General features: G+C 60.6%; 26 protein-coding genes. 16 read left to right on the forward strand and 10 right to left on the reverse strand.

Translation table 11 applies throughout. The features are described from left to right. Positions 1–546: 546 nt before the first annotated feature. The 9 genes from gyrA to ASH01S_RS17885 form a co-directional block, all read right to left on the reverse strand. Complete coding sequence (gene gyrA / locus ASH01S_RS07685; protein WP_067926073.1) at positions 547–2,997, reverse strand: DNA gyrase subunit A; 2,451 nt, start codon at positions 2,995–2,997, stop codon at positions 547–549. Positions 2,998–3,027: 30 nt separating this feature from the next. Continuing rightward, complete coding sequence (gyrB, locus tag ASH01S_RS07690) at positions 3,028–4,929, reverse strand: DNA topoisomerase (ATP-hydrolyzing) subunit B (RefSeq protein ID WP_067926076.1); 1,902 nt, start codon at positions 4,927–4,929, stop codon at positions 3,028–3,030. Next, positions 4,910–5,164, reverse strand: coding sequence for an extracellular matrix regulator RemB (gene remB, locus ASH01S_RS07695; RefSeq protein ID WP_067926079.1), 255 nt, complete (start codon positions 5,162–5,164; stop codon positions 4,910–4,912). Before remB ends, gyrB begins: the two co-directional genes overlap by 20 nt. Before the next feature lie 11 nt (positions 5,165–5,175). Then, positions 5,176–6,324, reverse strand: a complete 1,149-nt coding sequence (recF, locus tag ASH01S_RS07700; protein ID WP_245628978.1) for a DNA replication/repair protein RecF — start codon at positions 6,322–6,324, stop codon at positions 5,176–5,178. Further along, positions 6,296–6,523, reverse strand: coding sequence for a S4 domain-containing protein YaaA (gene yaaA / locus ASH01S_RS07705; RefSeq protein WP_067926086.1), 228 nt, complete (start codon positions 6,521–6,523; stop codon positions 6,296–6,298). The genes recF and yaaA overlap by 29 nt, the downstream gene beginning before the upstream one ends. A gap of 5 nt (positions 6,524–6,528) precedes the next feature. After that, positions 6,529–7,650, reverse strand: coding sequence for a DNA polymerase III subunit beta (gene dnaN, locus ASH01S_RS07710; protein ID WP_067926089.1), 1,122 nt, complete (start codon positions 7,648–7,650; stop codon positions 6,529–6,531). A 272-nt stretch (positions 7,651–7,922) separates the two neighbouring features. Next, on the reverse strand, positions 7,923–9,302 hold the full coding sequence (gene dnaA, locus ASH01S_RS07715; protein ID WP_067926092.1) for a chromosomal replication initiator protein DnaA: 1,380 nt from the start codon (positions 9,300–9,302) through the stop codon (positions 7,923–7,925). 449 nt (positions 9,303–9,751) lie between these two features. Beyond that, positions 9,752–10,429, reverse strand: a complete 678-nt coding sequence (locus ASH01S_RS07720; RefSeq protein ID WP_067926095.1) for an LrgB family protein — start codon at positions 10,427–10,429, stop codon at positions 9,752–9,754. Beyond that, complete coding sequence (locus tag ASH01S_RS17885; RefSeq protein WP_245628979.1) at positions 10,426–10,881, reverse strand: CidA/LrgA family protein; 456 nt, start codon at positions 10,879–10,881, stop codon at positions 10,426–10,428. Before ASH01S_RS17885 ends, ASH01S_RS07720 begins: the two co-directional genes overlap by 4 nt. A gap of 51 nt (positions 10,882–10,932) precedes the next feature. Between ASH01S_RS17885 and ASH01S_RS07730 the strand changes: the two genes are divergently transcribed. The 13 genes from ASH01S_RS07730 to ASH01S_RS07785 all read left to right on the forward strand — a co-directional run bounded on the left by ASH01S_RS07730 (position 10,933) and on the right by ASH01S_RS07785 (position 21,869). Further along, on the forward strand, positions 10,933–11,619 hold the full coding sequence (locus ASH01S_RS07730) for a LysR substrate-binding domain-containing protein (protein WP_169794203.1): 687 nt from the start codon (positions 10,933–10,935) through the stop codon (positions 11,617–11,619). A 63-nt stretch (positions 11,620–11,682) separates the two neighbouring features. Further along, positions 11,683–11,817, forward strand: a complete 135-nt coding sequence (gene rpmH, locus ASH01S_RS07735) for a 50S ribosomal protein L34 (RefSeq protein WP_026962695.1) — start codon at positions 11,683–11,685, stop codon at positions 11,815–11,817. Positions 11,818–11,912: 95 nt separating this feature from the next. Further along, positions 11,913–12,251, forward strand: a complete 339-nt coding sequence (rnpA, locus tag ASH01S_RS07740) for a ribonuclease P protein component (protein WP_067926101.1) — start codon at positions 11,913–11,915, stop codon at positions 12,249–12,251. A 31-nt stretch (positions 12,252–12,282) separates the two neighbouring features. Next, entirely contained in the window at positions 12,283–12,501 is a 219-nt protein-coding gene (gene yidD / locus ASH01S_RS17890) for a membrane protein insertion efficiency factor YidD (RefSeq protein WP_083516927.1), read from the forward strand. Between the two features lie 12 nt (positions 12,502–12,513). Beyond that, on the forward strand, positions 12,514–13,443 hold the full coding sequence (locus ASH01S_RS07745; protein ID WP_067926104.1) for a YidC/Oxa1 family membrane protein insertase: 930 nt from the start codon (positions 12,514–12,516) through the stop codon (positions 13,441–13,443). A gap of 34 nt (positions 13,444–13,477) precedes the next feature. Further along, complete coding sequence (locus ASH01S_RS07750; protein ID WP_067926107.1) at positions 13,478–14,206, forward strand: Jag family protein; 729 nt, start codon at positions 13,478–13,480, stop codon at positions 14,204–14,206. Positions 14,207–14,326: 120 nt separating this feature from the next. Then, positions 14,327–15,700, forward strand: coding sequence for a tRNA uridine-5-carboxymethylaminomethyl(34) synthesis GTPase MnmE (mnmE, locus tag ASH01S_RS07755; RefSeq protein ID WP_067926110.1), 1,374 nt, complete (start codon positions 14,327–14,329; stop codon positions 15,698–15,700). Between the two features lie 23 nt (positions 15,701–15,723). Further along, complete coding sequence (mnmG, locus tag ASH01S_RS07760; RefSeq protein WP_067926112.1) at positions 15,724–17,613, forward strand: tRNA uridine-5-carboxymethylaminomethyl(34) synthesis enzyme MnmG; 1,890 nt, start codon at positions 15,724–15,726, stop codon at positions 17,611–17,613. After that, positions 17,606–18,316, forward strand: a complete 711-nt coding sequence (rsmG, locus tag ASH01S_RS07765; RefSeq protein ID WP_067926115.1) for a 16S rRNA (guanine(527)-N(7))-methyltransferase RsmG — start codon at positions 17,606–17,608, stop codon at positions 18,314–18,316. The genes mnmG and rsmG overlap by 8 nt, the downstream gene beginning before the upstream one ends. A 171-nt stretch (positions 18,317–18,487) precedes the next feature. After that, positions 18,488–19,345, forward strand: a complete 858-nt coding sequence (noc, locus tag ASH01S_RS07770; protein WP_067926118.1) for a nucleoid occlusion protein — start codon at positions 18,488–18,490, stop codon at positions 19,343–19,345. A gap of 252 nt (positions 19,346–19,597) precedes the next feature. Continuing rightward, positions 19,598–20,365 carry a ParA family protein gene (locus ASH01S_RS07775; RefSeq protein ID WP_067926120.1) on the forward strand — a complete coding sequence of 256 codons (768 nt, stop codon included), beginning with the start codon at positions 19,598–19,600 and terminating at the stop codon, positions 20,363–20,365. After that, positions 20,358–21,215: a ParB/RepB/Spo0J family partition protein gene (locus ASH01S_RS07780; RefSeq protein WP_067926123.1), complete on the forward strand. Its 858-nt coding sequence runs from the start codon at positions 20,358–20,360 to the stop codon at positions 21,213–21,215. The genes ASH01S_RS07775 and ASH01S_RS07780 overlap by 8 nt, the downstream gene beginning before the upstream one ends. 153 nt (positions 21,216–21,368) lie before the next feature. Beyond that, a complete protein-coding gene (locus tag ASH01S_RS07785) occupies positions 21,369–21,869 on the forward strand; it encodes a DUF4446 family protein (protein ID WP_067926126.1) in 501 nt (166 codons plus the stop codon). Between the two features lie 42 nt (positions 21,870–21,911). Here ASH01S_RS07785 and yyaC read toward each other — a convergent pair whose 3' ends face one another. After that, a complete protein-coding gene (gene yyaC / locus ASH01S_RS07790; RefSeq protein WP_067926129.1) occupies positions 21,912–22,547 on the reverse strand; it encodes a spore protease YyaC in 636 nt (211 codons plus the stop codon). A gap of 145 nt (positions 22,548–22,692) precedes the next feature. On the opposite strand from yyaC, the gene ASH01S_RS07795 reads away from it, so the two are divergent. From ASH01S_RS07795 to ASH01S_RS07805, 3 genes are all read left to right on the forward strand, one after another. Further along, entirely contained in the window at positions 22,693–23,283 is a 591-nt protein-coding gene (locus ASH01S_RS07795) for a hypothetical protein (RefSeq protein WP_067926131.1), read from the forward strand. 86 nt (positions 23,284–23,369) lie between these two features. Further along, positions 23,370–24,278, forward strand: coding sequence for a mechanosensitive ion channel family protein (locus tag ASH01S_RS07800; RefSeq protein ID WP_067926134.1), 909 nt, complete (start codon positions 23,370–23,372; stop codon positions 24,276–24,278). Next, positions 24,275–24,478 (forward strand): DUF951 domain-containing protein, encoded by a 204-nt coding sequence (locus ASH01S_RS07805; RefSeq protein ID WP_067926136.1) that lies wholly within the window; start codon positions 24,275–24,277, stop codon positions 24,476–24,478. The genes ASH01S_RS07800 and ASH01S_RS07805 overlap by 4 nt, the downstream gene beginning before the upstream one ends. The last annotated feature ends 245 nt before the right edge of the window (positions 24,479–24,723 follow it).

Raw genomic sequence — 24,723 nt, forward strand, 5'->3', positions numbered from 1 at the left:
TATATGTGCGTCATATGTGCGTCACCTCGATATTGATTTGCACTATCGGGCGCAGTCACACGGAATTTTTCAATTCGGAAAATATACGAATGGGCACGTGGAAACGTGAATTGGGGATATGTCTCCTTGAGCCCATTGGACGAAGCACAAAGCCCTTTGTTCGCTGTGCATAAGACAGGAAAAGTGGACATGGATATGTCTGCTGGGTAAAGTGCATGTTGGTCGCCAATGAAACCTCTTCATTTTAATCGACGCCCACGATTGAAGCTCAACTGCGGGAGAGAGCCCGCCGACAAACGGCAATATTGCCGATAGGGGTCCCAGCTTGCTCACTACAAGAACGACGCGCAGGAGAATATCTCCCGCGCGCCGACGTGACAGGTTGTGCGCAATCGAGCCAGCACACAGGATCAATCCCGCCGCAGCACCGCGTTGAACACCAAGAATGCGAGGCCGACCAGCACGAAAAAGCCGATGAACATGGCTCCTTGCTCGACGGCAAGGCGTTCCCATCCCGTCATGCTTGCTTCGCCCCTTTCCTGCGGCCTAATCCTCATCAGAACCAGCGGCGACTCGTGCGACCGTGGCGACCTCTTCACCCTCGGGCACATTGATGAGTTTCACACCCTGGGTGAGGCGTCCCAGGGTCGAGATGTCCGCCACATGGATGCGAATGGTGACCCCCGCGTTGGTGATGATCATCAGGTCGTCTTCATCCTGCACCATCTTCAGACCGATGACCACTCCATTCTTTTCGGTGCAGTTCACGGTGCGTATGCCCTTGCCGCCGCGCGTCTGCACGCGATAGTCGGACACGGGCGTCTTCTTCCCGTAGCCGCGCGTGGTCACGACCAACACATCCGCGTTTTCGTCCACCACATCCATGCCGACCACTTCGTCGCCATCGGCCAGCTGGATGCCCTTCACGCCTGTGGCGCTGCGTCCCATCGGACGCACGTCCGTCTCTGTGAAGCGGATGGACATACCCTTTTGCGTCGCCAGGATGATGTCCCGCTGCCCGTCTGTCAACCGAACGCCAATCACCTTGTCGTCGTCGCGCAGGTGAATGGCAATCAATCCGGACTTGCGGATGTTCTCGAACTCTCTCAGGCTTGTCTTCTTTACGATGCCCTGTTGGGTGGCAAAAAACAAGGACTTGCCGTCGGCCTCTTCCGTGTCGAGGCTGGGCATAGGAATGACCGTCGAAATCTGCTCCCCCGATTCCAGCTGCAGCAGGTTGATGATGGGAATGCCTTTCGCCTGCCGGCTGAACTCCGGAATCTCATAGGCCTTGAGACTGTACACCCGCCCCTTGTCGGTGAGAAACAGCAGCGAATCGTGGGAGGAGGTAATGAACATGTGTTCGACAAAGTCCTCTTCCCGCGTCCCCATCATCGTCATGCCTCGGCCGCCGCGGCGCTGCGTGTGATAGGTGGCGACCGGCAGGCGCTTCACGTAGCCCGCGTGCGTCAGCGTCACCGCCACGTCCTGAACGGGAATCAAATCTTCTTCGTTGATCTCCCCTTCGGCGGCCACGATGCGGGTCCTGCGCTCATCCCCGTACTTGTCGCGGATTTCCAGCAGCTCCTGGCGGATGACGCCCAGCAGCTTCTGCTCGTCCGCAAGAATGCCCTGTAGTTCCTCGATCAACGCCAGCAACTCCTGATACTCGTTCTCAATCTTTTCCCGCTCCAAACCGGTCAGCCGCTGCAGCCGCATGTCGAGGATGGCCTGCGCCTGCTCCTGGCTGAGTCCAAAGCGACTCATCAGGCCATCTCGCGCCTCTTCGGTGGTGCGGGAGCCGCGGATGAGAGCAATCACCTCATCCAGGTGATCGAGCGCCACTCGCAGGCCTTCCAGGATGTGCGCCCGCGCTTGGGCCTTGTGCAGATCAAACTCAATGCGCCGGCGGACCACGTCGCGCTGGTGATCAATGTATAGGCGAATCATGTCGGCCAAGCCGAGCACCTTCGGCTGACCGTCCACCAACGCCAGATTGATGATGCCGAAGTTGGTCTGCAGACCGGTGTGCTTGAACAGGTTGTTGAGCACCACCTGCGGCCGCACATCCCGGCGCAACTCAATCACAATGCGCATCCCGGTTCGATCCGATTCGTCACGCAAATCGGTGATGCCATCGACCTTCTTATCCCTGGCCAGCTCCGCAATCTTTTCAATCAACCGAGCCTTGTTCTGCTGATACGGGATCTCGTTGACCACAATGCGGGTTTTCCCGCCCGACATCTCCTCAAACTGCGTCGACGCGCGCACCGTGATGGATCCACGGCCCGTCAGGTACGCCTGGCGGATGCCGTCCCGCCCGAGGATGATGCCTCCCGTCGGAAAGTCAGGTCCCTTCACAGCCCGCATCAATTCCTCCAGCGTGACATCCGGCTTGTCAATCATCATCACAACGCCGTCAATCACTTCGCGCAGGTTGTGCGGCGGGATGTTGGTCGCCATGCCCACGGCAATCCCGGACGATCCGTTCACCAACAGGTTGGGAAACCGAGATGGCAGGACCAGCGGTTCTTGGTCACTCTCGTCGTAGTTTGGTCCAAAGTCGACCGTTTCCTTGTTGATATCGCGCAAAAGCTCCATCGCGATAGGCGACATGCGCGCTTCGGTGTAACGCATCGCCGCCGCCGCATCGCCGTCCACCGATCCGAAATTGCCATGCCCATCGACCAACGGATAGCGGGTCGAAAAATCCTGCGCCAGCCGCACCAGCGCGTCGTAGACGGCGACATCGCCGTGCGGATGGTACTTGGCCAGCACATCGCCGACCACGCGCGCCGACTTTTTGTGCGGCTTGTCCGGCGTCATGCCCACCTCGTACATCGCGTACAAGATGCGCCTGTGAACCGGCTTCAATCCGTCGCGCACATCCGGGATGGCCCGGCTGACAATCACGCTCATCGCATAATCGATGTACGAACTGCGGATTTCCTGGCTGATGTCAACCGGTAGGACCTTGCTCGCAAACTCCTCCGCCAAACTGTGTCACTCCTCGCCGCTTGTCCTGCCTTAGATGTCCAGGTTACGCACGTACTTGGCGTGTTCCTCGATGAACTCCCGCCGCGGTTCCACCTTGTCGCCCATCAAGGTGCTGAAAAGGACATCGGCTTCCATGGCGTCTTCCATCGTCACCTGGAGGAGCGTGCGAAATCCAGGATCCATCGTCGTCTCCCACAACTGTTCCGCGTCCATCTCGCCGAGACCTTTATAACGCTGAACAGCAATTCCGGTACGACCGATCTCCTGCAGCGTCGACTCCAATTCCCTGTCCGTGTACGCGTAGCGGATCGTCTTGCCCTTTTGAATCTTGTACAGAGGCGGCTGGGCGATGTAGACATACCCCGCGTCTATCAATTCGCGCATAAAGCGGTAAAACAGGGTCAGCAGCAGCACCCGGATGTGGCTGCCGTCCACATCCGCATCCGTCATGATGACAATTTTATGATAACGCGCCTTGGCAATGTCAAACTCGTCTCCGATGCCCGTGCCAATCGCGGTGATGATGGATCGAATTTCGGCGTTGGACAGGATTTTGTCCAGCCGCGCCTTTTCCACGTTGATGATCTTCCCCCGCAGCGGCAGGATGGCCTGAAAGTTTCGGTCCCGCCCTTGTTTCGCCGATCCGCCCGCTGAATCGCCCTCGACGATGTACAGCTCGCAGACGGAAGCGTCCTTGGATGAGCAATCGGCCAACTTGCCCGGCAAAGAGCTGACCTCGAGGGCGCTTTTCCGCCGCGTGACCTCGCGCGCCTTGCGGGCCGCCTCGCGCGCTCTGGCGGCCGTGATCGACTTGTCGACGATCTTGCGCGCAACCGACGGGTTTTGCTCCAAAAACGCGTAGAACTTGTCGGCGAACAGGCCGTCGACAATGCCGCGCACCTCGCTGTTGCCCAGCTTGGTCTTCGTCTGACCTTCGAACTGGGGATCAGGAACCTTGACGCTGACAATTGCCGTCAGCCCTTCCCGGACATCGTCTCCGGTCAGGTTGCTCTCGTTGTTCTTCAGCAGATTCATCTTGCGTGCGTAGTCGTTGATCACGCGGGTGAGCGCCGCCTTGAAGCCCGCCTCGTGGCTTCCGCCCTCGTGCGTGTGAATGTTGTTGGCAAACGAATACAGGACCGCCGCGTACCCGTCGTTGTACTGAAGCGCAATCTCCACCGACACGTCCTGGCGGACCCCTTTGACAAACACCGGGTCGTCGTGCAGCACGTCCTTGGACTTGTTGAGAAACCGGACAAACTCCGCGACTCCGCCCGAGTAGCAATATGTACGGGACTTGCCTTCACGCTCGTCGTTGTACACAATCTCCAAGCCGGCGTTGAGAAACGCCAACTCGCGCAAGCGCCCTTGGAGAATGTCCGACTGAAACTCTGTGGTCTCCGTGAAAATCTGCGGATCGGGCCGAAAAGACACAATCGTCCCCGTGTGATCCGTTGTGCCAACCACCTTCAAATCGTACAAAGGCACGCCTCGTTCATACTCCTGCACGTGAACCTTGCCATCTCGGTGCACCTCGACGCGCAGCCACTCCGACAGGGCGTTGACCACCGACGCGCCCACGCCGTGCAGACCGCCGCTCACTTTGTAGCCGCCGCCGCCGAACTTGCCGCCGGCGTGCAGCACGGTCAGGGCCGTCTCTACCGCTGGGCGGCCAGTTTGGGGGTGGATACCCACAGGAAACCCGGCACCGTTGTCTTCGACTGTAATCCCATTATCGGCGTGCACCGTCACGACGATACGCGTGCACCGACCCGCCAACGCTTCGTCCACGGAATTATCTACGATTTCCCAGACCAAATGGTGTAAACCCCGAGAACTGGTGGATCCGATATACATTCCGGGACGTTTGCGGACCGCCTCCAGTCCTTCCAGGACTTGAATTTGCGATTCGTCATACGTCTGTTCCGGCAAACGAGTCCCCTCCGTCCAACTGTCCTGCCCGCTTTTTTAAGGTCAAGGAGGATATCGGTGAAACATACACGGCATCTGCGGTGACGATGCAGGATTTCACTTCGCCGACCGCCTCATCCTCAGCCGCGGCGAGCGAGACCGGCAGACTCTCCACGAGGTTGGAGGTCTGTGCGTTGAAGATGCCAACCACGTCGCGCAGGCGCACCATGGTGTCGCTCCCTATGTGCAGGAACATGAAAAAAGCACCTACCCCTCCATCTGTATTATACCAGAACGAACATGAAACAAACGCGAACGTCCGGTGAGTTTATTGGCCAGTTGGTAGAGACCGGTGCTCGTGACCAAGGTTTGCACCTTGTCGCTCATGGAGAGCAGAAGATGCCGCTGCCGGTTGTCGTCAAGCTCCGAGAGCACGTCATCAAGCAACAACACCGGATACTCACCCACTTCCCGCCGAATCAGCTCAATCTCGGCCAAACGCAGCGACAGGGCGATGGTCCGCTGCTGGCCTTGGCTGGCGTGGACCTGCACCGGGCGGTCGTCCAGCAGCAGTACCAAGTCGTCCCGATGCGGGCCGACGCTCGTGTAACCGAGTTGGGCGTCACCGCGCACCCGGGCTGCCAACTGCTCGTGAAAGGCGCTGGCGATAGCGCCAGCATCCAGTGACTCTGCATGTTCGCCGCCGGGGTGCACATGTCCCTGCAGCGCCGGCTGATAGCGAATCTCCAACTGCTCTCGGCCGGCGGAGATGCTGGCGTAAATTTCCCGCGCAATGTCGCGCAGGAGGCTGACGAAGCGGTGGCGGCGGAGCACCACTTCCGTGCCGTGCTCGACGAGCGGATCGTCGAAAGCAAGGATGGAATCGATATCCAAATCCGACCGCTTGAGCAGGTGATTCCGCTGCTGCAGGGTACGGTGGTACAGGCTGAGGTGATGCAGGTAACGGGCGTGAGTCTGCCCCAGCTCCATGTCGATGAAGCGGCGGCGAACGGCCGGACCACCCTTGACCAGCTGCAGGTCTTCCGGTGCAAACAGGACGACCTGGAAGCGCCCGACAAAATCGCTCATTCGCGATTGCAACACGCCGTTGACCTGCGCCTTCTTGCCGTAGCGGCCAAACTCCAGACGCAGCTTCAAGGGCCTCTGCTGGTGGGCAATGACGGCGGCCAATTCGGTGCGCTCCGCGCCGTGGCGGATGAGGTCCGCGTCGCGGCTGGTACGGTGCGATTTACCGACGGCGAGAAGGTAGATGGCCTCGAGAACGTTGGTCTTGCCCTGCCCGTTTTCGCCCACCAGCACATTGATGCCCGCAGCAAACTCCAGTTGCTGCTGGGTGTAGTTGCGAAAGTCGGAGAGAGTCAGTTGCTCAATCACCATGATGTGCCGATTCCTCAATCACGTACACCTGGCCGGCCACCTGCACCCGGTCGCCGGGACGCAGTTTGCGGCCCCGCCGCTGCTCGCGCTCCCCGTTGACGAGCACCGGGACTTCCTGCAGGAAAACCTTCGCCTGGCCGCCGGTGGCGATGGCCTGGACGCGCTTGAGCAGTTGGCTCAGGGTGATGTAGTCCGTTTCGAGGCGGACGCGGGACATTTCTCTCACCTCGTCAGCATGGGCGAAATCAGCTGCAGACCATCATTCTGCCCCTGCCTGCGAATCACAAACGGCTGTTGGGCACCGTTGAACTGCACCTGTACCTCCGGGGTCTCGCAGACCCGGAGGGCGTCAAGGACATAGCGGGCGTTGAAAGCGATGGTGAGGTCCTCCCCCTGTTTGGCCACAATCGGGAGGCTCTCTGAGACGTTGCCGACCTCGGGCGAACTGGATGCGATGGTCAAGGCGTCGTCGCTGACGCTGAGGCGCACCATGTGGTTTTCGCGAACCGGCGCAATCAGGGCGGCACGATCCACCGCGTTCATCAAGAGCTCCGCATCGACGACCACCTGCGTGCGGTGATCGCTGGGAATAATGCGGCTGGTGTCAGGATACGCACCATCGATAAGCCGTGTGTAAAACAGAGTGGTGGCCTGCGCGAACAGGCAATGGCTACTCGTGAACTGGATGGTGACGGGCAGTTGCTCGTCGGGCAAGATTTTCAGCAACTCAAGCAAGGACTTGCCCGGAAGGACGGCATCCCATTCCGTCGCCTGGGCTGTCGCGTGCTTCACGCTGCGCGTGGCCAGGCGCAAGCCGTCGGTGGCGGTGAAGGTGAGGGTGTCGGCAACAGACTGGACGTGGATGCCCGTCAGCGTCGGCCTTACCTCCGTGTTGGCCGTGGCAAAGACGGTGGATTTGATGAGAGTGGCCAACAGATCGCTTGCAACCGTCAAAGAGGCAGCCCCCAGGAAGGCCGGCAGGCGAGGAAATTCGGCCGCGTCAATGCCATGCAGGTGAAACTCGACCTGATCCGAGCGAATGGCTGTCAAATAGTTGTGAGTGGTCTCGATGGTCACCGGACGTGCCGGTAATTTGCGAACCGCATCGAGAAAGTAGCGGGCCGGCAGCACAATGGCGCCTGGCTCGTCGATGTGAATTTCTGTCTCTTCGTTGGTCCAGTTCTGAATCCCCAGTTCCAGATCATAAGCTGTAGCGGTGAGTCGTTCGGCGGAAGCTTCCAAGAGAATCCCGGTCAAGACTTGCCGCGGGGAGCGGACCGCGACCGCCTTGGATACCGTGCTGAGCATGCGCAGAAGGTCCTGCTGCGAAATGGTGAGTTTCATCCGGTGCCCCAACTCCTTCTCTGTCCTGTTCCTCGCGTTTCCTGACGCGGCGTGACGCTACAGTAGATGATGTAGAGTGGATCAAGTAACTAGTAGTACTCGTAGTAGACCCGGTGAATATGTGGATAAGTGCGTATCATGCTTCTTCTGGCAAGAAAAATGCCTGTGTATAACATGTGGACAAATGACTGCGAAAAGGGAGGTTTTGTCCACATGTGGAAAGCCGCCCGTGCAGAGACCATCGACGGATTCGCCGGATTCGCTGGCGAGCGTCAGCACAGGGTGCGAATGGCCTCCGCCAACCGATTGACGGTGGTCTGGAGACTGGGATCATGCTGAAGACTTTGGCTGATCCGGTCGCAGGCGTGCAGTACCGTGGTGTGGTCGCGGCCGCCGAACTCCTCGCCGATGCGCGGTAGCGACAGTTCCGTCAGCTCGCGCGCCAAATACATGGCCAGCTGGCGCGGCAGCACAACATTCTTGGTGCGCCGCTTGGCCTTCAGCTCATCGACCTTGAGGCCAAAGTGATCACCAACCACCTTTTGGATCTGCGCGACAGTGATGGTGCGCTGCTTGTCCGGACGTATCATATCCTTGAGTGCTTGTTCTGCCAATTCGACGGTGATGTCCTGATTGACCAGCGACGAGTACGCGATGACTCGAATCAGCGCGCCTTCCAGCTCGCGGATGTTGGAGTCGAACTGGGTGGCGATGTAGTAGTACACGTCGCTCGAGATATGCAGGCCGTCGGCTTTCGCTTTGCGCTGCAGGATGGCGACGCGGGTCTCCAGGTCAGGTGTCTGGATGTCGGTCAACAGGCCCCACTCAAAACGCGAGCGCAACCGGTCTTCCAGGGTCTGAATCTCCTTAGGCGGCCGGTCGCTGGAGATGACAATCTGTTTGCCGTTTTCGTGCAGGGTGTTGAACGTGTGGAAAAATTCTTCTTGTATTCCTTCTTTTTTTGCGAGGAATTGAATATCGTCAATCAACAGGACGTCGATGGAGCGATAATGGTTGCGAAAGTCCCGGGTTGTGTTGTCGCGAATGGCGTGGATGAAGTCGTTGGTGAACCGCTCTGAGGTGATGTACAGCACCTTGGCCTGCGGGTGGTTCTGCTGCACGAAATGGCCAATGGCGTGCATCAGGTGGGTCTTTCCGAGACCTACGCCGCCGTAGATGAAGAGCGGATTGTAAGCGTTTGCGGGCGCTTCAGCGACGGCCAGGCAGGCGGCGTGTGCAAACCGGTTGCTGGCTCCGATGACAAACGTCTCAAAGGTGTAGCGGGGATTGAGACGAGTGGGCTCGGAGTTGGAAAACGTGGCTTCTTCTTCCTCTGCAGGTGGGATGGTTTGTCTCTGGCGAGCTTCCATGGTTGGCAGGTCCGGATTGGTGGTGAAGCGCAACATGAAGTCCTGGCCGGTGGCGGCCAGCAGCAGGTCGTGAATCTGAGTGGTGTAACGTTGCTCCAGCCAGCTGCGGGAAATTTCGGTTGGGCAGAGCACAGTGATAAGGTTCTTTTCCTCGTTGTAATCGATGATCTGCGTCTCGCCGAACCACGTGTCATAGCTGGGGCCGCTCATGGTGGACTGCATGTGCTCCAGAACGTGCTCCCAGGCGCGATTGAAAAAGTGGGCATCGTACTCGGAACTCATCGACGCGAGAAACCTCCCCTTGCGGATTCACCAAATAAGTATGCCGGTGGGAAAGAGAAAAGGTGAAGCATGCGGTTGTGGATTTCGGTGACCACTTGTCAACAGGTTGGATAGTGTGAACAAACTTATCCACAGGGTGTGAATAAGTTTGTGGATAAAGTTCAGTTATGCACAAGTCCGCTACGTGTGGCACCGCAGATTATAACAGAGCCTGTCGAGAAAAGGCAATCGTTGTCGAGAACTTATCCATAAGGTACACAGTGTGCAAGGAGTCCTCTGCACAGGGTGTGGGCATGTGGATAAGGTGTGGACAGGTTGTGGAGGAGAGAGAAAAGGCGAAAGGCAGAGGAGGGAGATGTGGACAATTCTGTGGATAAGGTGGATAAAACGGGAGGCCTGCGACAGGGGGGATTGCGAGCCCGCCGGGCGGGGCGGACCTAGACCTCGGATTAGGACCACAGGCGCAGAAGGAGAGGGGTGAGGAGAGCGCCAAGGAGAGCCGCGAGGATCATGGCGAGGGTGGAGGCGGTGCCCGCTTCCAGCCCGTAAGCGAACGCCCGGTTGGTGCCAATGCCGTGTGCGCCCATCCCCATCAGGATACCCTGGCCGATGGGGGAGCGAATGCGCAGGAGGCGAATCAGCCACGGGCCGACGGTGGCCCCGAGGATGCCGGTCCAGAGGACGAACACGGCGGTCAGAACCGGATTGCCGCCGATGGCGTTGGATATCTGCATGGCAATCGGAGTCGTGACAGATCTGGGCGTCAGACTGAGGGCCACCGTGCGCCCGAGGTGGACCGCTTGGGCGAGTCCAAAAGAGGAGCAGATTGCACTTACGCTGCCGACGGCGAGCGCGCACGCGATGGGTGCAGCGCAGCGCAGGAGCATCCGTCGGTGGCGATACAGCGGGATCGCGAAAGCGACGGTCGCGGGCTGAAGAAAGGCGGTCAACCAGTGGGCGCCCGCGATGTAACGGGTATAGGGCACCCCCGTCGTCACCAGGATGAGGATGAGTGCGGCTGGGCAGGTCAACATCGGCGACAGCACGGTCAGCGGCCAGCGCATATAGAGCCGTCGGCATAGGAAATACAGGGTAACGGTCAGTGTGAGATAAAGGATGGCGGTCATGGCTGCCTTCCTTCCTTTTCGCGCGGAGTCTGCGACGCGGTCCGCGTGGGCGGGGTGGACCGTTGCGGTACCACGGAGCGCGCCGCATCCAGGGTCGATCCGGTGGTAGACGCGGCAGCGGGCCATCCGGCCGGGTGGGGGATGTGCTCGGCGATGAGGCCGGAGAGGCCCATCACGAATAGCGTGCCGACGGCCATGACCGCCAACAAGCGCCAGCCATCCACCCAGACCAAGTGCCGGTACTGAATGACGCCGACAGCCGATGGAACGAAGAACAACAAGAGCTGGGCGAGCAGCCAATTGGCCCCCTGCTCGAACCAGGCCAGGCGGACCACGTGTAGCGACAGCAACAGAAACAACAGCAGGCAGCCGACCATGCTGCCGGGCAGAGGAATATGCACAGACGCGACAAGCAGGTTGGAGACTCCGTCGATGGCCCACAGTGCGGCCACCTGCAAACCTATCCGGCCGCGGGCCAGGTGATGTTGGAGGAGGCGCGCAAGGTGATTGCTGCGGCCCGGCATGCCTTGGAGTCGGCGCGGCGGGCCGGACGCGGCGAGATTGGCCGGTTGTCGGTGGGATTCGTCGGTTCGGCGACGTACGACATCCTGCCGGCGGTCCTGCGTGAATACAGCGCGCGGCACCCGGGTGTGGCGGTATCCCTATTCGAGTTGTCCACCCCCGACCAGGAACAGGCTCTAACACGCGGGGGGATTGACGTGGGGTTGGTGCGGCCGCCGCTTGGCTCCCGAGGGCTGGCGGTGGAGATAGTGCAGGAGTCCGATTGCGTGCTGGCGGTGCCCCGCCAGCATGCCTTGGCCCAGGCACCGCTCATCCGGCTGTCTGACCTAAAAGACGTCGCTTTGGTGGCCTTGGCCCGCAGCACCTGGGAAGGGTTGTACGACGCCGTGATTGGGCTGTGCCGCGACGCCGGCTTCAGCCCGGTCATCCGGCAGGAGGCCAAGGAGTTTCAGACGGTGATTGGTCTGGTGGCCGGGGGTCTCGGTGTGGCTTTTGTGCCCCGATCCGCCCACAACCTGCACGCGCGCGAGGTAATTTATCGGGAATTGTCCGGGCCCGCGCCGAGAGCGGCGATGGGGCTGGCGTGGCGGCAGGGAGACGAGTCGCCGAGTGTGCGCGCGTTTATCGAGGTGGCGCGGGCGGTGGGACGGACGGATGCCTTTGGTTGACAAAAGGAAAAGCAAATCGGTATAATTTTGCGCAGTGTGTCTTTGCCAAAGGGGGTGGCTTGGGTGAAGCCGACCTACAATCCCAATGTGCGCAAGCGCAAAAAGGTGCACGGGTTCCGCAAGCGGATGAGCACAAAAAACGGCCGCAAGGTGCTGGCGGCTCGGCGTCGCAAGGGAAGAAAGGTTTTGTCCGCATGAGGCCACCTCGGTGGCCTTTTTTGTTGACGAGATGAATTTCGGGCGGATGGTGCGGCAGAAAGGAGCGCCGGCGGCCCAAGCGAGGCGGATGTGGCGTGGATGCGGTGCATCGGTTAAAACAAAATCGCGACTTTCGCCGTGTGTTCAACCGTGGTCGTTCTGCCGCGGCGCGCCGCCTGGTGGTATACTGGTGTCCAAACCGGCTGGGCACGTTCCGGGTGGGTTTTTCGGTGAGCAAGAAGGTCGGCAAGGCGGTTGAGCGCAACCGGCTCAAGCGCCTCTTGCGCGAGTGTTTTCAGCGCCGTCAAGAGGAGTTGGCGGGGCGCGGCGTGGACTTTGTGGTGGTGTGCCGTCCTGCGGCTGCTGGCGCCAAGTTCCAAGAGCTGGACGAAGAGTTGACGAAGTTGCTCCGCAAGGGCAAGTTCATGGTATGATGAGGCTGAGTAGGCTGGGGGTTGCCAACCTGTGAAAACGTTGTTGGTTGCGCTGATTCGAGGTTACCAAGCCGTGATTTCCCCGTTGTTGCCGGCGCGCTGCCGTTTTTATCCAACGTGTTCCGAGTACTGCGCAGAATCAATAGCCCGATTTGGAGTGGTCCGAGGTGGCTGGTTGTGTGCCATTCGCCTGGCCAAGTGTGGACCGTGGCATCCTGGCGGGATAGATCCAGTTCCGACACGGAAATAGGAGGACGTGTGGTTGGCTCAAACGTCGCATTCGCATCGTAAATGGCTGTGGTTGACAAGCGGATTGCTCGTGCTGCTGGTCTCTGGCTGCGGCATGTACCCGAGCGCTCCGGGCAAGTGGCCGCAGGGGGCGTGGGGGGACATCCTGCAATTCGTCTCCCACCTTCTGGATGTCTTTGCCCAGTTTTTTGGCGGCGACTACGGTCTGGCGCTGCTGGTTCTCACGGTATTGGTGCGGCTCTTGATTATGCCGTTTTTCCTCAAGCAGCTTCGTTATTCCAAGGCGATGCAGCAGATGCAGCCGGAAATGGCAAAGATTCGGGACAAGTATCGGAATGACCCGCAGAAAATGCAGCAGGAGATGCAAAAGCTGTGGCAGCAGGCGGGGGTCAATCCGATGGCCGGGTGTTTGCCGATGGTCCTGCAACTGCCCGTGCTCTACGCACTGTTTGGGGCGATTGAAGGCAATGTGAACATGAGCCACAGCACGTTCCTCGGTATTTTTCAACTGGGGCAGCCGGACCACTACTTTATTCTGCCATTTGTCGCGGCGGTCACGACGTTTTTGTCGTCGCGGGTGATGATGATTGGGCAGGACACGCAGCAGAAGTGGATGCTGTTTGTGATGCCGGTGTTCATCTTCCTGATGGCCACTCGTTTTGCTTCCGGTCTGGCGCTATACTGGGTGTACACGAACCTGTTTACGGCGGCGCAGGCGTATTTTGTGCGGGTGAGGCCGCAGGCAAAGTCCCAGCCCGCGGCGGCGACGGCCGGCGGCTCGGGAGCGTTGGCGACAGAGACGAAGCAGCCCAAGGCCAAGCAGGCGAAAAAGAAGGCCGGGGATGCGGAGGCGCCGAATCCAAGCGGATTGACAACCGAGAAGAAACCGCAGACGCAGAAGAAGTCCGCAAAGTCGGGGAAGACCGGCAAAAACCGGAGATAGGATGGATATATTTTTGTGAGGGGATTTCCAGACGATGAAGCGGGTTATTGCGACGGGGCGGACGGTGGAGGACGCCATTGCCTCCGCGTTGGTGCGGTTGGGCGCCACCCGTGAACAGGCGCGGGTGAAGGTTCTCGCAGAGCCGGTAAGGGGTTTGTTTGGTTGGTTTGGCGCCCGCGATGCCGAAGTGGAGGTGACGGTGGCCTCGCCGCCGGAAGAAGAGGCGGTGGAGTTTCTCTCCGAAGTTCTGGAGAAGATGGGCGTATCGGGCAGCGCGCGCGTGCAGCGCGGCTGGGACCGGAAGCCCGGAGGCCATGGGGATTGGCGTGATCGGCCGGGGCGGGACGAGGTCATCGAGTTGGAGCTGGTCTGCGCAGAGAGGGACCTGCCCGTGGTGATTGGACGCCACGGCAGCACGTTGGACGCGCTGCAGGCCCTGGTCGACGCGGTTGTGAACCAGCGCAGCGAACGGCGGGTGAGGTTTGTCCTAGATGCGGGCGGCTACCGGCGTCGGCGTCAGGAACAGCTCTTGCAGGCGGCGGACAGGGCCGCGGCCAAGGCGCTGCGGACACGCCAGCCGGTGTCTTTGTGGCCGATGCCGGCGCCCGAGCGAAAGCTGGTGCACACGCGTCTGCAGCGGCGGGGCGACGTACGCACGGTCAGTGAAGGGGAGGATCCGCACCGGAAAGTGGTGGTCATTCCGCTCAAACCGCCGACGCGAGTGTGGCCGGCAGCGGATTCGACATCGGCGACCAAAGAGTGATGCGAGAGTGACGCGGCCGCAGGGGATGAGCGGCCGGCGTGTGGATAAATGGAAAGGCGGCCCTTCTCGTGCTGGGAGAAGGGTTTTGTTCGTAGATGGGTGACGAAGGGGGGCGTGGTTGTGGAGACGGACACGATTGCCGCAATTGCCACCGCTCCCGGCGAGGCGGCGGTTGGCATCGTGCGCGTGAGCGGGCCGGATACGCGGAGCATTGCCGATGGTGTGGTGCGGACGCCCAGTGGGCGCAAGGTTTTGTGGCGGGAGAAGGCCCTGATCTACGGGCGGGTGGTGCACCCGAAATCGGGGGAGACGGTGGACGAGGCCATCATCTTGTGGATGCCGGGACCGAAGAGTTACACGGCGGAAGACGTGTTGGAACTTCAGGTGCATGGTGGGATGCGCCTGGTGCAGAGTGTGCTGGGGTGCGTCCTCGACGCCGGAGCGCGCCTGGCCGAGCCTGGCGAGTTTACGCGCCGCGCGTTCGTGAACGGGCGGATTGACCTGTCGCAGGCGGAGGCAGTCATGGATCTCATCCGATCGAAGACGGAGCGCGCCTCCAGATCCGCTTTGCAGCAGGTGCGCGGCCGGTTGGGCGACAAAGTGCGCGACCTGCGGCAGCGGCTGCTGCGGCTGCAGGCGCAGGTGGAAGTGACGATTGATTACCCGGAGCACGACGTGGAGGATGTGGCGGCCCAACAGGTGTGGGAGACCGGGCAGCAGGTTCTGGCCGAGCTGGACGAGCTGTTGGCCGCATCCCGCTTGGGCCGGGTGCTGCGCGACGGGCTGTCGACTGCGATTGTGGGCCGGCCAAACGTCGGCAAATCGTCGTTGATGAACGCGCTCCTGCAACGGGAAAGAGCCATCGTCACGGACATTCCGGGCACCACGCGGGACGTGTTGGAGGACTACGTGAACGTGCGCGGGATCCCGTTTCGCCTCCTGGATACGGCCGGCATCCGCGAAACCGGGGACGTGGTGGAGCGCATCGGCGTGGAAAGGTCGCGGCAAAGCCTTAAGGAAGCCGAGTTGGTGCTGTTGGTGCTGGACGCCTCGGAGCCGTTGACGGAGGCGGACAGGCAGCTGCTGGCGGAGACGGACGGACTGCGCCGCATCGTGGTCTTGAACAAGGCCGACCTGCCACTGCGCGTGCAGCCTGAAGAGGTGGCTCAGGCGGTGGCCGGCGACCGTATGGTCAAGGTGTCGGCGCGTGAGTTGCAGGGGATGGCGGAGCTGGCGGACGCGATGGCGGAAGCGGCCGGTTGGGGCAGCGCCGAGGACTTGACCTACATGACCAACGAACGCCAGTCGCGGCTTTTGCAATCTGCCCGGGAGGAGCTGCAGGCGGCGGTGGACGCGGCACGCATGGGGGCGACGCTGGATATTGTGGCGGTGCAGCTGCAGGCGGCCTACGCACAGCTCGGGTTGGTGATTGGCGAAGAGGTCGGCGAGGAACTGCTGGACGAAATCTTCTCCCAGTTTTGCCTCGGCAAGTGAGGCCCAGTGGAAGGGGTGATTGAATGCGCTATTTCGCGGGTGAATACGAGGTGATTGTTGTCGGCGCCGGGCATGCCGGGTGCGAGGCGGCGTTGGCGGCGGCGCGGATGGGGTGCCGGACGCTGCTGTTGACCATCAACCTGGACACGATTGCGTACATGCCGTGCAATCCGTCCATCGGCGGCCCGGCTAAGGGCATCGTGGTGCGCGAAATCGACGCCTTGGGCGGGGAGATGGCGCGCAACATCGACCACACTTACATCCAGATGCGGATGCTCAACACCGGCAAAGGGCCGGCGGTGCAGGCGCTGCGGGCGCAAGCGGACAAGCGCCTGTATGGAGCGTTGATGAAACAAAAGCTGGAGAATCAAGCGAACCTTGACATGAAGCAGGGAATGGTCGAAGAACTGCTGACCAAAGGGGACCGGGTGTATGCGGTGGTGACCAAAACCGGCGCCGAGTACCGCGCCAAGGCGGTGGTGCTGACCACCGGCACTTACCTGCGGGGACGGGTGTTCATCGGCGAGGTCTCGTATGACAGCGGCCCGTATGGGCAGATGCCGGCGGTCAAGCTCACCGACAGCCTGCTGGACATTGGATTTGAGCTGGTCCGTTTCAAGACCGGCACGCCGCCGCGCATCAATCGCAATTCCATCCGTTTCGACGCCTTGGAGGAGCAGCCTGGGGACGAACATCCGGGTCACTTCTCCTTCGACGTGGATGTCCCGGAGCGACCCCAAGTGTCGTGTTGGTTGACGTACACCAACGAGAACTCCCATTCCATCATCCTTGAGAATCTGGACCGGGCGCCGATGTATTCTGGGGAAATCAAAGGCACAGGCCCGCGCTACTGCCCGTCGATTGAGGACAAGGTGGTGCGTTTTCGCGACCGTCCGAGCCACCAGATATTCCTCGAGCCGGAGGGGCCGGAGACTGCGGAGTGGTATGTACAGGGCCTGTCCACCAGTCTGCCGGAGGATGTGCAGCTGCAGGTGCTGCGCACGATTCCGGGCCTGGAGCAGGTGGAGATGCTGCGGCCCGGCTACGCGATTGAATACGATGTCATCGTCCCGACCCAACTGTGGCCGACCCTGGAATCCAAGTTGGTGGAGGGATTGTTCACCGCCGGCCAACTGAACGGCACGTCGGGCTACGAGGAGGCAGCCGGACAGGGAATTGTGGCGGGCATCAACGCGGCCCGCAAAGCGCAGGGCGAGGCGCCGATTGTGCTGGCGAGATCCGACGCGTACATCGGCGTGATGATTGACGACCTGGTGACCAAGGGTACCAAGGAACCGTATCGGCTGCTCACCTCGCGCGCCGAATACCGGCTGCTGCTGCGCCACGACAATGCCGACCTGCGCCTGATGGAAATTGGGCGGCGGGCTGGGCTCTTGGCGCCGGAGAAGTATGAGCGAATGATGGAGAAGAAGCAGGCGGTGGCGGCGGAGTTGGAGCGTTTGGCGAACACGCGGGTGCGGCCGGAGGTGGCCAACCCCGTTCTGGCCGCGGCCGGATCGCGACCGATTGCGGAAGCGGTGAGCCTGGAGCAGTTGCTGCGCCGTCCGGAGGTGGAATATGCCCACATTGAGCAGATGGAGGGTGAGGCGCAGGCGCAGCGGCTGTCGCAAGAGGTGCGGGAACAGGTCGAAATCCAGGTCAAATACAGCGGGTACATTCAAAAGCAACTGCAGGACATTGAGCGTCAGAAGCGGCTGGAAGAAAAGGAGATTCCGTCCTCACTGGATTACGAGGCAGTGCGCGGGTTGTCGTCAGAGGGCCGGGAGAAGTTGACGAAGGTACGGCCAATGACGGTCGGGCAGGCGGCGCGGATTCCCGGTGTGACGCCGGCCGACATTTCTATCCTGCTGGTGCATCTGCAGCAGGCGCGGGGCAAGGCTGTCAATGGCTGACGCGCGGATGCGCTTGGAGGCGCAGTGGTCACAGGCGCAGCGGGCGGCGTTTGCCCGCTATTTTGAGCTGCTGGCGGAGTGGAACCAAAGGATGAACCTGACGGCGGTGACGGAAGAGTCGGAGGTGTACGTCAAACACTTCTGGGACAGCCTTGTCGTGTTGGACGTGCCGGAATTTTCGGAGGCGCTCACGGGCGCGGGGAACATCGCCGACGTGGGTACCGGAGCGGGTTTCCCGGGGCTGCCGCTGGCGATTTGCCGGCCAGAGGCGCGGGTGGTTTTGATGGACGCGCTGCAGAAGCGGACGAAATTCTTGCAGGCGGTGGTGAACGAGCTGGGGTTGTCCAATGTCGAGGTGGTGCACGGGCGGGCTGAGGACTTGGCGCGTGCGCGTGCGTGGCGTCAGCGCTTTGACGTGGTGGTGTCGCGTGCGGTGGCTCGGTTGAACGTGCTATTGGAACTGACGGCGCCCCTGGCCCGCCCGGGTGGCCTGGTGGTGGCGTACAAAGGGCCGCAGGTGGACGAGGAGCTGGCCGATGGGCGGCGAGCGGCAGGAAAACTAGCGGCGAAGGTGGAGCGTGTGGTACGCGCCGAGCTGCCGGAAGGAGCAGGGGAACGGGCGCTGGTGCTGGTGCGCGTGTTGGGCCAGGTGGCGTCCTCCTATCCGCGCAAGGCGGGCACGCCTCAACGCAGGCCGCTGTAAGGCATCTCACTGCAGGGTCGCGAATTAGCTGTCGGATGCTGGCGCCTGGCGGCAACCTTTGTCGAGGGGCAGGAATTTGGCTGCGGCCGTGGAAATGGTGGTAAAGACAGTGGTGTGGGGCGACTCTGCAGCTGCGGCGGGGAACCGCCGTGACGGATAGAGGGGTTGCGCATGAGGGAAACATGGGGAAGATGGTTAGGCACAAAGGATGAATCAACCAACACTGCGGTGGTGCAGATAGGTGTCGATGAGATTGTCTCCAATCCGTTCCAGCCGCGCACTATGTTTGATGAGGAGAGCATCTCCGAGCTGGCCCGCACCATCCAAACCCACGGGTTGATTCAGCCGCTGGTGGTGCGGCGGCACAACGGCCGCTACGAGTTGATCGCCGGCGAACGGCGGTTGCGGGCCGCGCGGATGTTGGGTTGGACGACTGTCCCGGCCATCGTCAAAGAGATGAACGACGCCCAGACCGCGTCGGCGGCGTTGATTGAGAACCTGCAGCGGGAAGGGTTGACTCCGATTGAGGAGGCCGTCGCCTACCAACAGCTGCTTGAGCTGCATGGATTGACGCAGGAGAGTTTGGCGCAACGGCTGGGCAAGGGCCAGTCCACCATCGCCAACAAGCTGCGCCTGCTTCACCTGCCGGAGGTGGTGCAGGAGGCGCTGCGGCGGCGCCAGATCACCGAGCGGCACGCGCGGGCGTTGCTGGCCCTGCCTTCGGAGGAGTGGCAGGTCAAGCTGTTTGAGGAGTGCGTGGAACGGGGTTGGAACGTCAAACAGATGGAGGAGCGGGTGCGGCAGACGCTGGCCCGTCTTGAGCACACTCCGGTGCGGCGCCCGCGGCGGCGCGGTCTGTCGAAGGATGTGCGGTTGGCGGTCAACACCATTCGCCAGTCCCTGAGCATGATCGAGAAGTCGGGGCTGTCGGTGGTATGCGAGGAGCAGGACGACACGGACTTCTATCAGTTCATCATCAAGGTGCCGAAGGGAACATCGGCAAACAAGCCGTCCTCGTCCGACGAATAGGTTTACCGTGGCTGGATGGATGCACGGGGATTCCAGGATACGTGCGGGCAAGGGTGACCAGCCTGCTTTTTTTTTGTTTCTTCCGGAGCTGTGGCGGGCAGGTTTACGTCCCCCATTTTTCTGTGGGAGCTGCACCTAGAAAGATAGGTGCAACGAGAGATTGCTAGATTCGGCGATCAAGCAGGTAGGATTTGAAGTAGAATGAATGGTAGCAGCGATGTCGTCGGGAATCGCGAATGAGGAGGGCGCTTTGTGGCCAGCGGGCGGATCATTGCAGTTGCGAATCAAAAAGGCGGGGTCGGCAAAACGACGACCGCGGTGAATCTAACGGCTTGCATGGCTGATTTGGGGAAGCGGGTGTTGTTGGTCGACATTGATCCACAGGGCAATTCGACCTCCGGCATCGGTGTGAATAAAGCGGACGTTCATTATTGTGTGTATGATGTCATCATCAACGATGTGCCCGTGGAGCGGGCCATCTTGCGCAGCGACGTGCCGAATCTGTCTGTGCTGCCGGCCACCATTCAGTTGGCGGGCGCCGAAATCGAATTGGTGCCCACCATATCCCGGGAGGTGCGGCTGCGGCGGGCAGTGCAGCCGTTGCGTAAAGAGTACGACTACATCATCATTGATTGTCCGCCGTCGCTGGGGCTGTTGACCGTCAATGCGCTGACGGCGGCGGACTCGGTGCTCATCCCCATCCAGTGCGAGTATTACGCGCTGGAGGGACTGAGTCAGCTGTTGAACACCATTCGGCTCGTGCAGAAACACCTGAACACGTCACTGGAAGTGGAAGGGGTGTTGCTCACCATGCTTGATGCACGCACCAATCTGGGGATCCAGGTGATTGAGGACGTCAAAAAGTACTTTCGCGACAAGGTTTATCATACGGTCATCCCGCGCAACGTCCGTTTGAGCGAAGCTCCGAGCCACGGCCGTCCCATCATTCACTACGACGCCAAGTCCCGTGGGGCGGAGACGTACATGGACCTGGCCAGGGAAGTGATTGGCCTTGACTAAGCAGCAGAAGGGTTTGGGGAAGGGATTGGGGGCGCTGCTCCCGGAGCTGAACATCTCGGAGCAGGACCAGGTGTCAACGGTCGCGATTCGAGACCTGAGGCCAAACCCATACCAGCCGCGCAGGGTGTTCGACGAGGATAAACTGGGTGAGTTGGCCCAGTCCATTCGCGAGCACGGGATCATTCAGCCGTTGATTGTCCGCCGCAGCCGCATCCGCGGCTACGATATTGTGGCTGGGGAGCGGCGGTTCCGGGCCGCCCAGATGGCCGGGCTGACGGACGTGCCGGCGGTGGTGCGTGAGTTTACCGATGTGCAGCTGATGGAGATAGCGGTCATTGAGAACCTGCAGCGGGAGGATCTGAACGCGATTGAGATCTCGGAGGCGTACGCCAACCTGATTGAGAAGTGTCATCTGACGCAGGAACAGTTGGCCAAACGGGTCGGTCAGAGCCGTTCCCACGTCGCCAACATGCTGCGCCTGTTGCAGCTTCCCGAGGAGGTGCGAGAGTTGGTTTCACGTGGAACATTGTCCATGGGACACGCCCGGGCGCTGTTGGCTGTACCCGATTCGAATCGGCAGGTGGAACTGGCTCGCCGGGTGGCCGCGGAGGATCTGAGCGTGCGGACTTTGGAAACGCTCGTGTACCGTCCCACTGTTTCACGTGAAACAAGAAATAAAAAGCCGCTGCCAAGCCATTATAAGCGGTACGAAGAACAGTTCCGCGTTCGGCTGGGTACCTCTGTGCGCATACGGCCGGGCAAGAAGCGGGGGAAAATCGAGATCGACTACTTCTCGGACGAAGACCTCGAACGAATTCTCAGCCTGGTCGGAGCGGAAGGTGAATCCTGAAGCGAGACGGCGACGGTCCATGCGGGCGCGGCAACGGTTGCCCATCTTCGTTCCCCGTCTTGTTTTCATCTGACCACATAGGTTTTCTAGCGACTTTCAAATCGATCGTTGTATACTGTAGATTCATCCGGTGGGAGAGAGGAGAAGACGGGTTTGTTGAACGGGCTCACATTGACAGAAGCCGAGCTCTATGCAGGTGCGGTCGGCGTGCTGGCGATTGCGGCCATCATTGTCTCCATCGTCGCGTTAGTCCGCCTGTCCGGTCTGCGGCGAAGGTTTCAAAAGTGGAAGTCGATTCACTCCAGCGCAGACCTGGACGCCGTCTATGAACAGACCCTCGAGGCGGTAAAACGTATGCGGCAGGAGGTGGACCGCCTATCGGAGGAAAACCGGGCTCTGCGGCAGGCTTTGGCCAGCAAGCTGTCGACCGCGCGGCTGGTTCGTTTCAACGCCTTTGCGGATGTAGGAAGCAATTTGAGTTTTTCGCTGGCGTTGCTCGACGATGACCGCAACGGGGTCGTGCTGTCGTCCATCTATGGACGCGACGAGTCTCGGGTTTATGCCAAGCCGGTGCAGTCGGGGACTTCCACGTATCCGCTCACTGAGGAGGAGCAAATGGCCATAGAAGGCCGTGAGTTGAGCGTGCACCGTTAAATGCGTCGGGCCCGCCGCAGGACAGCCGGCGGGCGCTTGAACTCATTGCACCATGTTCGTCTCGCTGTAGGTGTGTCGCATCCAGATGGTGATCTGGCGCCTTGACGCCAAGCGAGCGAGACTTCTCCGCACAGCTTCAACGACCACATCGCACATCCGCATGACAATCCCCAACCGCGTGTTCTGCAGAACAAAATACTCCATAAAACCGGAGACGTTGACCACCCCTGTGAGGGTGTAGGCACCGAATTCGGGCAGCGTCTTTTTCACGCCTGCGCCTGGCCGGAGCGGACCGCGCTCCAGGATGATGTGGCCCACATGCTCGAACTTACCCAGGCACGCGTCGATGGCGATGATCAACGGATCGTTCAGATGGTGGCGGTGAATTCGGTTCAACACATCGCTCAGGTTGACGGCATGGACCGGCTCGTCCAGCGTGCCGTAGATGGTCACATTCGGCATGTTGACACACGCCTGCAACTGTGAACCCACAATCGGCCCGAACGCATCCCCTGTGGAGCGGTCTGTGCCCACGCAGACGAGGACAATGGGGCGATCCTCTGCGGTGGCGAACACCTTGTCCAATACGCAGCAGAGTCGCTCCGCTGCCTGCTCATCGTCGTACGCCACCCGAAACAACTGGCCAAAGCCAGGATCGGGATTCGAGTTGTGGTCCACATCAAATCCCCCTCGGCTGGAATAATCCCAGTATACGTCGACGTAATCTCAACTATACCTAGCAAGGCATGGACCTCACCGCCTAGCCTGGCGAGGGTAGTCAATCACGATTCTCCACAGCCGACGAAGGGGATGCAGAAGACACGTGGTGGATCTCGTCTTGTTCCTGGAAATTGCGTGGTGCAGCGTCTTTTTCGGTTGCCGCGGGCGCACGCGGGTGTTTTTGTGTGCCGGCGGGATGGTGGTGGCCGGGTACGTGGCGGCACAAGTCGACGACTGGTTGGCTGGGGTTCTGGTGCCGCCCAACAGTCGTGTCTTTGCCTGGATGGTTCAGCAGGTGGCGGCGCCGCCCAACTCCATGGCCGTGCTGTCCGCGTTTCTGCCGGCCCGCGCGGTGGCCGTGTACAATCCGCCGGGGCAATGGCTGGCAATCTCGCTGTTGCGTGAGTTGCTATCGACAGCCATCACCCTGGCTGTGTTTCTGATGTTTGTCATCATATCCTACCTACTGGACGTGTACCGGCGTGTCCCGGACACCAAGGGTCGGTTTCATGGTTGGTCGCTGGCGACCTTGTTGATTGGCGCCGGGTGCGGTATGTATTGCGCGTTTCTCAGCGCCGTGACGCTGGCCGACTTGAGCTTCCTGAGGCCCTTCTCGTTTCTCGCCGCGCATGCCTCCGGATCGCTTGGTGTGCATACGGCGGCCGCTGTCTGTGAAGTGCTGCGTCGCGACTGAATGTATCGGGATGTGCTATAGTAGACAGGGAATCTGTACAGGAAATCTGTCGGTGTGAGAACGGCCGGAATTTGGAGGTTGGACTGGTGGCAGGCGAGTCCTCGGCCTTGGAAACCCGAGTCAGTGCGTATCTTCAGCAGCATGGTGGGGAATTCTTCAAGCCGCCTCTGAACATCGTCACCCACATCATCGAGGTCGTCATCCTGTTCTTCGTGATGAAGCTGGCTAACCGCATCCTCTCGCGAGTGCTGAACCGGGTGCTCGATTCTCGTGCGGTACGAATGGACGAGCGTCGGAAGGGCACGATGCACTCGTTGATGCAGAACATCCTCCGCTACACTCTGTATTTCGTCTGGATATTGTGCGCCCTCGAGACGTTCAATTTTCATGTTGGAGCCCTGTTGGCGGGGGCCGGCATCGCGGGCCTGGCCGTCGGATTTGGCGCGCAGAGCCTGATCAAGGACATCCTGACGGGCTTTTTCATCCTGTTTGAGGATCAGTACGCGGTGGGGGATTATGTGACCATCAATGGGATCACCGGAGAGGTGGTCCAGATGGGTCTGCGGCTGACGCAGGTCCGGGTGTGGACGGGAGAACTGGAAATCATCCCGAACGGTCTCATCCAGCAGGTGACGAATCACTCGCGTCACAACAGCATCGCCGTTGTGGACATCGGGATTTCCCGCATGGCGGACGTCGACCGCGCACTGGCCGTGTTGGAGGATGTGATGCGGCGGGTGGCGGATGAAAGCCAGGATGTGGTGGGCCCGGTGCAGGTTGCTGGGGTGCAGAGCCTTGACGCGCAACAGATCCTCCTCCGTGCCACGGCCGAATGTGCGCCGTACACCCACTTTGGCGTGCAGAGATTGGCCCTGCAGAGGGCGGCGCAGGCTCTTGCTGAGGCTGGAATTGACATGCCCGCTCAGAGATCCGTGATCACACTGCAAGGCGACGAGCAGCGTCAGGGTGTGCTCGGGAGGGAAGGATACCCATGAGCGCAGAGTACGGGTTGGAGGACATTGTGCAACTGAAAAAGCCGCACGCGTGCGGTGAGAACCGCTGGCGCATCATTCGCATGGGCATGGACATTCGCGTAAAGTGTGAGAAGTGCGGGCACAGCGTGTTGATTCCCAGGGCGCGGTTTGACCGCGTGTTCCGCCGCGTGCTGGCGGCCAAAGACGAGCAGGCAGAATAAAAGGAGCCCTTGCTCCCGGGCTCCACATGACATGAGACCAGTAAACCGAATGACAGAACTGCGCGCCACCCTGGGGCGCTTCGCGTTCGCCCGCAGGTTCAGGCGCAAGCCGTGAATTCGCGCTTCGAGGTCGGCTGACGCATTTCTGCGGCCAATCCTCGTACAACCAATCGGCGGCCTTTCAATCTGCGCATGAGCCGCTTCAACATACCGACACCTCCTCATGCACGAACGTCTAGTCTCCA

Origin of the sequence: Alicyclobacillus shizuokensis NBRC 103103 (assembly GCF_001552255.1) — a bacterium.
GTDB lineage: Bacteria > Bacillota > Bacilli > Alicyclobacillales > Alicyclobacillaceae > Alicyclobacillus_G > Alicyclobacillus_G shizuokensis.